Below are 10392 nucleotides of genomic sequence, written 5' to 3'. Positions count from 1 at the left end.
ATCCCGTTCGGTCCGTTGCCGAAAGCGGTGCGGGTGCCGGGGCTCTGGTCGGGGTGGGGGGTGCGTGCCAGGGGTTGCGGTCTGCCCGCCGCAGCTGGCAGCAAGCCAAACTCGGTGTCCGGGTCGCCCGGCACGACGAATCGATGGGGCCGATCGCGTACTGGGAAGAACTCGGCATCTACCGGTTGGCGTCCTGCGGGCCCAGCGGCGTCGTCGCCGATGCGGTCCTCACGCCGTCGGTGCGGGCCCTGCTCGACCACCGCAACGTCGACCTGCTCGTCACCGCACGGACTTACCTGGACCAGGCCGGTGACACCGGCGCAACGGCCGGTGTCCTCGGCATTCACCGTCAGACGCTGTACTATCGCCTCGCCAAGATCGAGGACATCACCGGCCTCGATCTCTCGGTGGGTGCGCAGCGCCTCGAGTTGCACGTCGGTCTCACACTGGGGCGCTTCATCTTCGAGCGCCAGGGTGCACGGGACCCTGTCACCGGCCAGGAGAACTGACTTCCCCTCGGAGGAGTTCTCACCGCGTCTCGGCCGTGTTCACCACGGCCCGCACGATCTCGGTGACGGCCCGCACGGTGGGCCGGGTCTCCGAGCCGGCGAGGCGCAGGAGCACGATCCGCCTGCCGATCTCCTGGGCGAGGTCGACCCGGACGATCGGCACCGAGCTGTTGAGCCTGATCATCATGTCCGTGACCGGAGCCGCACCCAGCCCCTTCGCGGCCAGCGCCAGGGAGACGGCGGTGTCGACGATTTCGTGACGTGTGATCGGTTCGAAACCTTCCTGCCGGCAGGCGATTCGGATGGCGCGACCGAACTGGGTTTCCGTGGGCGGCAGAATCCAGTCCCACTCCGCGGCCTCGCGCAGATCGATCGTGCACTCGGTGCGGATGCCGTACGCCCCGGACGAGACGGCGAGTCCGAATCGCTCGCTGCGCAGGGTGATCATCTCGATATCCGGAGTGCGGGGCATCGGCGAATGGGGATAGTCCAGCCCGAACGCGACGTCGACCTGTCCGCGCTGGACCGCGGTGGCGGCCTCGTCGACGTCGAGTTCGCGGCTGCTGAGGGTGAGGTGCGGGTACTCGCGCTGCGCGGCGGCCACCACCGGCGGCAGCAGCGCGGCGGCGGTACTGCCGAAGGTGCCGAGCAGAAGGGGCGCGGCCACGTCGTCGTGGACTGCGCGGAGCGCGTCGAGGGCGGACTGTTCCGCGCCCAGGATCTTCACGGCGTGTTCGGCCAGGACGACGCCGGAATCGGTGAGGACGACGTTGCGTCCCACCTTGGTGACGAGCTGCGAGCCGACGGCCTTCTCCAACGCTGCGATCTGCTGCGATACGGCGCCGGCGGTGTAGCCGAGTTCTTCGGCGACCGCGACCATCGTTCCGCGGCGGGCCAGTTCCCGGAGCGTGACGAGGTGGGCCAGACTCATATTCATATAGGGATCCTAAACGGTTGTGGCTAGTTTTCTTCGCTGGTGCTATTCGATCCGGCACGCCACGATGAACGAGCGAGAACGAAATGTCGAACCGCTGCACAGTTCGAAAACCTTCCGCACACTACGAATTCGCTCTCGCACCCGATCCCCGTCGACCCTGGAGCTGCACGCATGCCGATCACCCAGCAGTGGGAACTGCGCGCCGAGTTCGCTCGCCGCCTCTCGCACCTGTACGGGAAGGAAGTTCCCGCCTACACCACGTTGCTCGAGGTGTCGCAGGCCGTCAACGAGGCGGTGCTGTCGCGGCCCGGCTCCGATGCCGAGCGACTCGGCTCGGTCGCCCGGGTCACCGCGGAACGCCACGGTGCCATCCGCGTGGGCACCCCGCAGGAGATGGCGCAGGTGGCCCGCGTGTTCGCGGCCATGGGCATGTACCCGGTCGGGTTCTACGACCTGCGTGAGGCTGCTGCCAGTTCCGTCCCGGTCGTCTCGACCGCCTTCCGGCCCACGGACCCGGACGAGCTGGCGCGCAACCCCTTCCGGGTGTTCACCTCGATGCTCGTGCCCTCGGACCGCCGCTTCTTCAGCGAGGATCTGCAGCAGCGGCTCGAGGGTTTCCTCGCCAGGCGCACGCTGTTCACCCCCGAACTGCTGGTCCTCGCCGACAGGGCCACCGAATACAAGGGATTGAACGCCGGGGACGCGGAGATGTTCCTGACCCTCGCGACGGCGGCATTCAAGCTCTCCGCCGAGGCCGTCGACCGCGCCTGGTACCGCGAACTCGAACAGGTGTCCTCGGTGGCCGCCGACATCGGTGGTGTCACCAGCACCCACATCAATCACCTGACCCCGCGGGTACTGGACATCGACGATCTGTACGCCCGCATGGAGCGTCGCAGCGTCGACATGATCGACACTATCCAGGGACCGCCCCGGTGGGCCGGGCCGGATCTGCTGCTGCGTCAGACCTCGTTCCGCGCCCTCGCCGAGCCGCGGGTATTCCGCGAATCAGACGGCAGCGTCGAGAAGGGTTCGCTGCGAGTGCGTTTCGGTGAGGTCGAAGCCCGCGGCATCGCCGCCACCGTCCGCGGCCGCGCGGTCTACGACCGGCTGACGGCCGAGACCGAGCAGGCGGTCCGGGAGGCCGCCGCCGCGCCGGTGTCGGCCGAGGCGCGTAATCAGATCGCCGCGGAGTTGTGGAATCAGCAGATGCCTGCCACCGAGCAGGGGTTGGCCCTGCACGACCTCGCCTACTTCACCTACACCGTGAACACCGGCAAGCAGCGGAGCGGGCACACCCCGTCCCGGTCGCTGCCGGATCTGATCGACCAGGGCTGGGTCCGCCCCGAGCCGATCGTCTACGAGGATTTCCTGCCGAAGTCCGCCGCGGGGATTTTCCAGTCCAACCTGACGTCGGATGGCCGCAAGGACACCACGCAGTCGGTCACCGCGGTCGACGCCGCCTGGATGGAGGGAGTTCTGGGCCGACCTCTGCACGACCCGTATGCGCTCTACGACGGGATCCGCCGCGCATCCCTCGACCGTGTTGCCCACCAATTGGGAATCCGTGGACCCGTCGAAGAACCGGCACCCATCGCTACCTCACCCATCGCTACCCAGGGAGTCAAGTAAATGAGCACCGCTGTCGCCGCCACCATCACCCTGCCCACCACCGACGAACTGCGCACCCTCGCACGCACCAGCCTGCAGCGATGTGGGGTCGACCCGGCCGTGCTCGACACCGCCGGGGTGAAGAACACCATCACCGCCCGCACTCCGGTCACCGGGGAGAGCCTGTTCGACTACCCGGCCGCCGGCGCCGCCGACGTCGAGGCCGCGATCGACGCCGCCCACGAGGCGTTCCTGCAGTGGCGCACCGTTCCCGGCCCGGTCCGCGGATTCCTGATCAAACGCCTCGGCGAACTGCTCACCGAGCACAAGGAAGACGTGGCGAACCTGATCAGCATCGAGGTCGGCAAGATCCGCTCGGAGGCACTCGGCGAGGTCCAGGAGATGATCGACATCTGTGACTTCGCGGTCGGACTGTCCCGGCAACTCGACGGCCGCACCATGCCCTCGGAGCGCCCGGGCCACCGCCTGATGGAGACCTGGCACCCGCTCGGTGTCGTCGGCGTCGTCTCCGCGTTCAACTTCCCGGCCGCGGTGTGGTCCTGGAACCTGGCCCTGGCCATCGTCTGCGGTGACTCGGTGATCTGGAAGCCCGCGCAGCTGACCACCCTGACCGCCGCCGCCTGCTCGGCGCTGTTCGACCGTGCCGCAGAAGAATCCGGTGCCCCGGCCAACCTGAACGTTCTCGTCTCGGCGAGTGCCGCGGACACGCAGGCCCTGATCGACAGCCCGAAGGTGCCGCTGATCTCGGCCACCGGTTCCGAGCGGATGGGGGAGCAGATCGCCCCGCGCGTCGCCGCCCGCTTCGGCCGCGCCATCCTCGAACTCGGCGGCAACAACGCCGCGATCGTCACCCCGTCCGCGGACCTCGACATCGCCACCCGCGGCATCGTGTTCGCTGCCGCGGGCACCGCCGGTCAGCGGTGCACGTCGATGCGCCGCATCATCGTGCACGAATCCATCGCCGACGAGCTGGTCGACCGGATCTCCCAGGTCTACGGCCGCCTCCCGATCGGCGACCCGTTCGCCGACGGCACCCTCGTGGGCCCGCTGATCGACGGCAAGTCCCACGCCAACATGACCGCAGCCCTCGACAAGGCCGTCGCGCAGGGCGGGCGGATCCTCGTCGGTGGTCGACGCCGCGAGAGCAGCGACAACTCGTACTACGTCGAGCCCGCGATCGTGCGGATGCCGACCCAGAGCGAGATCGTCAAGGACGAGACGTTCGCACCGATCCTCTACGTGCTGACCTACGACACGTTCGAGGAGGCGATCGCCCTGCACAACGACGTCCCGCAGGGTCTGTCGTCGTCGATCTTCACCACCGACCAGCGGGAGGCGGAACGCTTCATCGCCGCCGACGGTTCGGACTGCGGCATCGTCAACGTCAACATCGGCACGTCCGGCGCCGAGATCGGCGGCGCGTTCGGCGGGGAGAAGACCACCGGCGGCGGCCGCGAATCCGGTTCGGACGCCTGGCGCGCCTACATGCGCCGCGCCACCAACACCATCAACTACTCCCGTGAGCTGCCCCTGGCTCAGGGCGTCAACTTCGGCTGACCTCCCCCCTTTCGAATCGCACGAGGAGCAACGACGATGTTCGAATTGATCGACGAATGGGGCCCGGAGAAGGTTGTGTGTGTCTCCGACGCGCGCACCGGCATGCGCGGCGTTCTGGTCATCGACAACACCGCCCGCGGCATGGGCAAGGGCGGCACCCGCATGTCCACCACCGTCAGTGTCGGCGAGGTCGCCCGGCTGGCCCGGAACATGACCTGGAAGTGGGCGGGGGTCGACCTGTTCTACGGCGGCGCCAAGGCCGGCATCTGGGCCGACCCGCACGCCGAGTCGAAGGAGGCGGTCCTGCGGGCGTTCGTGCGGGCCCTGCGTAACGAGGTCCCCGAGGAATACGTCTTCGGACTCGACGTCGGACTGACCGAGCAGGACGCCGCGATCATGCTCGACGAGGTCGGTGGCCGCGGCGGCGCCGTCGGCACCCCACACGCGCTCGGCGGACTGCCGTACGACCAGCTCGGCGTCACCGGGCACGGAGTCGCGGAGTCGGCCGACGCCGCCGCGCAGGCGATCGGCCTGTCCACCGGTTCGCTGAGCGTGTCCATCCAGGGCTTCGGAGCGGTCGGCGCGGCGAGCGCGAAACGCCTCGCCGAACTGGGCGCCACCGTCGTCGCCGTCTCGACGTCGCGGGGTGGCATCCACAACCCGAACGGCCTCGACGTCGCCGCCCTGCTCGACCTGCGCGAGCAGTACGGTGACGGACTGGTCGACCAGTACTCCGACGCCAAGCCGCTCGCCGCGGGCGAAGAACTCTCGGTGACCGCGGACATCCTGATCCCGGCGGCATTGCAGGACGTCATCGACGCCGATCTCGCCCGCACATTGCCGGCCAGAATCGTCGTCGAGGGCGCGAACCTGCCGAGCAGCCCCGAGGCACAGTCGGTGCTGCACGGCCGCGGCGTGACCGTGGTTCCGGATTTCATCGCCAACGCCGGCGGTGTGGTCGCCGCCGCGGTGGCCATGGACGCGCGCTACTCCGGTATCCGTCCCGAACCCGCCGCAGTGTTCGACAACATCTCGAACAAGCTGCGCGCCAGCACCATCGACACACTCGATGCCTCGAAGGCCCAGGGCCGCACCACCCACGAGGTGGCGCGCGCCACCGCCCAGGACCGCGTGCGCGACGCCATGGTGTTGCGTGGGCGAGCTCCGCGGGACGCAACGTTCTAGAAGACGGTCCGGCATAACATAATCACTCTTCAGGAAAGAAGAAGCGACATGAGCAAGGAACTCCCCGAGCAGGCGTCCGTCGTCGTGATCGGCGGCGGCGTCATCGGCGCCAGTATCGCGTTCCACCTCGCCGAATCCGGGGTCTCCGATGTCGTCCTCCTGGAAAAGGACGAGTTGGCCTGCGGCTCGACCTGTAAGGCCGCAGGCGGCGTCCGGGCGTCGTTCAGCAACGAGGCGAACATCGCGATCGGTCTGCGCGGCCTCGAGGTGTATTCGCGTTTCGCCCAGGACTACGGTCAGGAGATCGACTTCAGCCGTGACGGCTACCTCTACCTCCTCTCGGACCAGGCCAACGTCGAGATCTTCACCGAAAGCGTGGCGCTGCAGAACCGGCACGGTGTTCCGAGCCGGATGATCACTCCCGACGAGGCGAAGAAGATCTCGCCGCTCATCAGCACCGACGGACTCCTGGCCGCCTCCTGGTCCCCTCAGGACGGCAAGGCCACGCCGGAATCGGTGGTGATGGGGTACGCCGCGGCTGCTCGTCGCCACGGTGCCCGCATCATCCGGCACTGCGCGGTCACCGATATCGAGAGCACGGGTGGCACCATCACCGCCGTCGTCACCGAGCACGGACGCATCAAGACCGACACCGTGGTCTGCGCCGCCGGAGCGTGGTCGGCGGAGATCGGCACCATGGTCGGGGTGAACATCCCCGTGGTCCCCGTGCGTCGGCAGATCGCGTTCACCGAGCCGCTGTCCGAACTGCCCGAGTTCTCGCCGTCGCTGACTATCGACTTTCCCTCGAACTTCTATTTCCATCCCGAAGGCAAGGGGCTGTTGCTGGGCTGGTCCGACCCGAACGAGCCCGAGGGATTCAACCTCAGGTTCGAACTCGAGGACTGGCTGATGGGTCTCGGCGCGATCGCCGAGACCCGGGTGCCTGCCGTTCTGGACTACGGCATCAGCACAGGCTGGGCCGGACTCTACGAGGTCACTCCCGACCGCAACCAGATCATCGACCGCTCCACCGACGTGGAGGGCCTGCTCATCGCCACCGGTTACTCCGGCCACGGCTTCCTGATGGGACCGGCGACCGGCGAGATCGTGCGCGACCTCTACCACGGCAAGGAGCCCGGGTACGACATCAGGTCGTTCGCTCTGCGCCGCTTCGCGAAGACCGGTATCGGCGCAGGCGAGACGAACATCGTCTGATCGGACGGCACCACCGGGACGCCCGTTCCATCCCTCGAGGAAGACTGGGAGCCGACCTGTCCGAGCACGAACCGACACCTGGAGCTGTAGTGCCGACCCTCGATCCCGAACCGCCGGCCGCACCCGCCCGGGATTTCTCCGGCATCGAAGTGTTCGATGCCAGTGAACACAACCTCGCCCACATCGATGTGTTCATTCCCCGGGACTGCATCGTCGCGTTCACCGGGGTGTCGGGATCGGGCAAGTCGTCGTTGGCCTTCGGCACCATCTACGCCGAAGCGCAACGACGCTTTCTCGAGTCCGTCACCCCGTACGCGCGCCGATTGATGGATCAGGTCGGAGCACCCCGGGTGGGGGACATCACCGGGCTTCCACCCGCGGTCGCGTTGCAGCAGGCCCGCGGTCACACCTCCGCCAGATCGTCCGTCGGCACCCTCACCCACATCTCCAACGTGCTGCGCATGCTGTTCTCCCGGGCAGGCGTCTATCCGCCGGATGCCGCCATCCTCGACTCGAACGCCTTCTCGCCCAACACGCCGGAAGGAGGATGCCCGACCTGCCACGGACTCGGCCGCACCCACGACGTCGACGTCGACGCGCTGGTGCCGGACCCGGGCCGCAGTATCCGCGACGGCGCCGTCGCAGCGTGGCCCGGTGCGTGGCTGGGCAAGAACTACCGCGACATCCTCGACACCCTCGGCATCGATGTGGACTGCCCCTGGTCGGAACTCCCTGCAGACCAACGTGAATGGATCCTCACCACCGACGAGCAACCCACCGTGACGGTGTCACCGATCCGCGACCCGGGCAAGATGGTGCGCGACTACCAGGGAACGTTCTCGAGCGCCCGCACCTACGTCCTGCACACCTTCGCGACGACGAAGAGCACGACCCAGCGGGCAAAGGTCTCGCGATACCTGGTCTCCCGTCCCTGCCGCGCGTGCGACGGCAAGCGGCTGCGACCGGAGGCACTGGCGGTGCGGTTCGCCGGTCTCGACATCGCCGACGCGACCGAGCTGCCACTGGCCGATCTGGCCACGGTCCTCGAAACCGCTGTCGCATCCCGCAATGCCGCCGCCGACGACGCCACCGAGCGGGCCTCGGAGGCGTTGGTGCACAACCTGCTCGGACGCCTCCGGGGTTTGTCCGAGCTCGGCCTGGGGTACCTGAGTCTCGGCCGATCGACCACCACCCTGTCGCCGGGAGAGCTCCAGCGTCTGCGACTGGCCACCCAGCTGCAGTCGGGCCTGTTCGGCGTGCTGTACGTCCTCGACGAGCCGTCCGCGGGCCTGCATCCCGCCGACACCGAGGCTCTGGTCGCCGCCGTGCGGCGGCTTCGCGCCGCAGGCAACTCCGTCTTCGTCATCGAACACAACCTCGACGTCGTGCGGGCGGCGGACTGGATCGTCGACGTCGGCCCCGATGCCGGGGAGCACGGCGGGAGGGTCCTCTACAGCGGACCGGTGAACGGTCTCGCCACGATTGCCGAATCCGTCACCCGCCGATACCTTTTCGAACGACCGGACACCTGCCCGGAGCCCGCACAGCCGAGCACGTGGATCGAACTCTCCGGAATCACGATGCACAATCTGCAGGATCTGAGCGTGCGGATCCCGCTCGGGGTGCTCACCGCCGTCACCGGTGTGTCCGGATCGGGCAAATCGACACTCGTCAGCCGTGTGCTCACGGATGTCGTGGCCCGTCACCTCGGCGTCGACGACGAACCCGGCCCCGACACCGTGGGCGACGACGCCGACGACTCCACAGCCGTCCTGGCCGACGGCCGCGACACCATCGAACCGACGGTGGTGTCGTCCCACGGGCTCGGGCACATCGACCGGCTGGTGCGCGTGGACCAGACCCCGATCGGGCGGACTCCACGCTCGAATCTCGCGACCTACACCGGACTCTTCGATGCGATCCGGAAACTCTTCGCTGCACACCCCACCGCCCGCGAACGCGGTTACAGCCCCGGTCGTTTCTCGTTCAACGTCACCGGTGGCCGATGCGAGGAGTGCGAGGGCGCCGGCACGATCACCATCGGCATGCTGTTTCTCCCCGAGGCCTCGGCCCCGTGCCCGGCCTGCTCAGGCGCACGGTACAACTCCGAGACTCTCGAGATCCTGGTCGACGGCCGATCGATCGCCGACGTCCTCGCGATGACCGTCGACGATGCCCGGGACTTCCTGAACCACGTCCCGGCCGCGAAGAAGAGCCTCGACATGCTGATAGAGGTGGGTCTCGGGTATCTGCGGCTCGGCCAATCCGCCACCACTCTGTCGGGTGGCGAGGCGCAACGCGTCAAGCTGGCCAGCGAACTGCAGCGCGTCCGATCCGGGCACACGCTCTACGTGCTCGACGAACCCACCACCGGACTGCATCCCGCCGATGTGGACCGGCTCATGGTGGTGCTGCGCCGTCTCGTCGCGGCGGAAAACACCGTCGTCCTGGTCGAGCACGACATGTCGGTCATCGCCTCGGCGGACTGGATGATCGATCTCGGGCCCGGCGGCGGGGACAACGGCGGCCGCATCATCGCCGCGGGTGAGCCGGCGATCGTCGCCGAGACGGCCGACTCCGCCACCGCCGCCTATCTCGGCCGGCATCTCGCACCGGCCGACGGGTAGGTGCGGTTCATGTCCGCTTCCGGCGTGGTGCCGGTTCGCGTTCGCTGCCCGATCCGCCGAGCAGCTCGCTGAGCGTTTCGCCGACTCCCTCGAGTACGCCCTTGGTCTTCGACTTCGTGCTGCCGCTGCCCTTGACGTCGGACACGAGATCGGTCAGGCCCTTCGGCTCGCTCCCGATCGCGAGCCGGTTCGCCGCTTCGGCGAAGCGCAGGTAGGTGTCGACGCTGGCCACGACCACCCGGGCGTCGACGGTGAGCAGTTCGATCCCGACCAGCGAGACCCGGACGTAGGCGTCGATGACCAGCCCCTTGTCCAAGATGGTGTCGATGACGTCGGCCAGGCTGCTCGAGCTCGGGCCACCTCCTGCTGTGGTCATCGTTGTCGACTCCCTTCACTCGGATCGGCAACCGTCACTCGACGAAACCAACCCGAATCCGACTACCCCCAACGGCGGATCTTCAATCGGTCGAAAGCCTGAAGTGACCGGGTGACTCGGACGGCGGTCGAAGTCCTCTTTCGCGCAATGAAAAGAATGGGCCGACGTTGGTGGCGTCGGAATTCCCGGCTATCGCGCTGGAAAATCGCCAACCGTGCCGGTCGAATTATTCCGACCCGCAGCAGGAGTACATTTATGGTCGTGTGCCCGAGTCCACGCGCCGACGTGACTCCGCCGCCGAAGAAATTGGAATTCTTGCGCACAGATCGGAATGGTGGCCAGGCTCTCCCCAGG

8 protein-coding genes are annotated in these 10392 nt (G+C 67.8%); 6 read left to right on the top strand and 2 right to left on the bottom strand.

The features are described from left to right. A partial coding sequence (locus ACFTZB_RS37705) for a PucR family transcriptional regulator (protein WP_378439813.1) occupies positions 1–509 on the top strand: 509 nt, incomplete at its 5' end. A gap of 19 nt (positions 510–528) precedes the next feature. Here the strand turns inward: ACFTZB_RS37705 and ACFTZB_RS37700 are convergent. Then, on the bottom strand, positions 529–1446 hold the full coding sequence (locus ACFTZB_RS37700) for a LysR family transcriptional regulator (protein WP_378439811.1): 918 nt from the start codon (positions 1444–1446) through the stop codon (positions 529–531). A gap of 171 nt (positions 1447–1617) precedes the next feature. Between ACFTZB_RS37700 and ACFTZB_RS37695 the strand changes: the two genes are divergently transcribed. The 5 genes from ACFTZB_RS37695 (at position 1618) to ACFTZB_RS37675 (ending at position 9662) form a co-directional block, all read left to right on the top strand. Continuing rightward, a complete protein-coding gene (locus ACFTZB_RS37695) occupies positions 1618–3078 on the top strand; it encodes a VOC family protein (RefSeq protein WP_378439809.1) in 1461 nt (486 codons plus the stop codon). Then, a complete protein-coding gene (locus ACFTZB_RS37690) occupies positions 3079–4635 on the top strand; it encodes an aldehyde dehydrogenase family protein (RefSeq protein WP_378439807.1) in 1557 nt (518 codons plus the stop codon). 36 nt (positions 4636–4671) lie between these two features. Then, the gene (locus ACFTZB_RS37685; protein ID WP_378439805.1) at positions 4672–5820 is read left to right on the top strand and encodes a Glu/Leu/Phe/Val dehydrogenase; all 1149 of its coding nucleotides are present in this window, start codon (positions 4672–4674) and stop codon (positions 5818–5820) included. Positions 5821–5868: 48 nt separating this feature from the next. Next, complete coding sequence (locus ACFTZB_RS37680) at positions 5869–7035, top strand: NAD(P)/FAD-dependent oxidoreductase (protein WP_378439803.1); 1167 nt, start codon at positions 5869–5871, stop codon at positions 7033–7035. An 89-nt stretch (positions 7036–7124) separates the two neighbouring features. Beyond that, positions 7125–9662, top strand: a complete 2538-nt coding sequence (locus tag ACFTZB_RS37675) for an ABC transporter (RefSeq protein ID WP_378439801.1) — start codon at positions 7125–7127, stop codon at positions 9660–9662. A 7-nt stretch (positions 9663–9669) separates the two neighbouring features. Here ACFTZB_RS37675 and gvpJ read toward each other — a convergent pair whose 3' ends face one another. Further along, positions 9670–10038: a gas vesicle protein GvpJ gene (gene gvpJ, locus ACFTZB_RS37670; protein WP_378439799.1), complete on the bottom strand. Its 369-nt coding sequence runs from the start codon at positions 10036–10038 to the stop codon at positions 9670–9672. Between the last annotated feature and the right edge of the window lie 354 nt (positions 10039–10392).

This window comes from Rhodococcus sp. NPDC057014, from assembly GCF_042673295.1.
Taxonomy (GTDB): Bacteria; Actinomycetota; Actinomycetes; order Mycobacteriales; family Mycobacteriaceae; genus Rhodococcus_F.
Note: the sequence above shows the minus strand (reverse complement) of the source record. Positions and strands in the feature narration are given on the sequence as shown.